General features: G+C 40.0%; 1 protein-coding gene. It reads left to right on the forward strand.

The window, feature by feature from the left end:
* Positions 1–490: 490 nt before the first annotated feature.
* The coding region (locus tag HMPREF0083_RS23975) for an Rpn family recombination-promoting nuclease/putative transposase (protein ID WP_021624521.1) at positions 491–770 on the forward strand (280 nt) is incomplete at its 3' end.

Consider the following 770-nt stretch of genomic DNA (forward strand, 5'->3'; position numbering starts at 1 on the left):
TGGTCATTGACCAACGCTTTAATATCATGTTTTATCTGAACGTAGTAGGGTATAGACCTCTGTCAATAGATTGGACACATGGAATCGAGAAAAGCACGCCATGTACTTAAAAATCCGTTTCTTCATCATTTGTTTATTTATGCGCCAACCGAAAATCTTTCTGGTATATAGGCCCATGATGCCCCCTAGATAAAGCCAGCCTTCATCTACGTAATGTCGACTATCCATACCTGGTTCGGTACTTGGTCGCTAAACTTCTGAGTGAGCACGTTGTCATAAACGGGTAGTTGTGTCAACGTTTTCCTCTATTCATGAATAAGCTGAACTATTTCGAGTCCACATGGCTTGTCGTACTTTTTCTTCATAGTCAGACTTCTCAATGTAGAATGCATTTGCTTTATTTTTGCACTCTTGTTTTCGCATGTCCAGAATCCAGTCTAACAACATGGTATACTAAGAGATAACAAAAGAAAAAAGTACGGGGGACGTTATGAGAAAAAGATTGGACCTACGCGTAGATTTTGCCTTTAAAGCCTTGTTTGGTACACACGGAAATGAATCCATTCTGGCCGCTTTTTTGAATGCTGCTCTCCGTTTGCCTGATAACCAAAAGATTACAGAGGTTACTCTACTGGACCCGCAGTTCAACAAGGAAAATACCGAGGATAAAAAATCGATTCTGGATGTCCATGCGCAGCTTGAAGATGGAAGTCGTGTAAATGTAGAAATCCAGGTTAATAATAAGCATGATATGGAAAAAAGAACCTTGT

Source organism: Aneurinibacillus aneurinilyticus ATCC 12856 (genome assembly GCF_000466385.1).
GTDB classification, from domain to species: Bacteria; Bacillota; Bacilli; order Aneurinibacillales; family Aneurinibacillaceae; genus Aneurinibacillus; species Aneurinibacillus aneurinilyticus.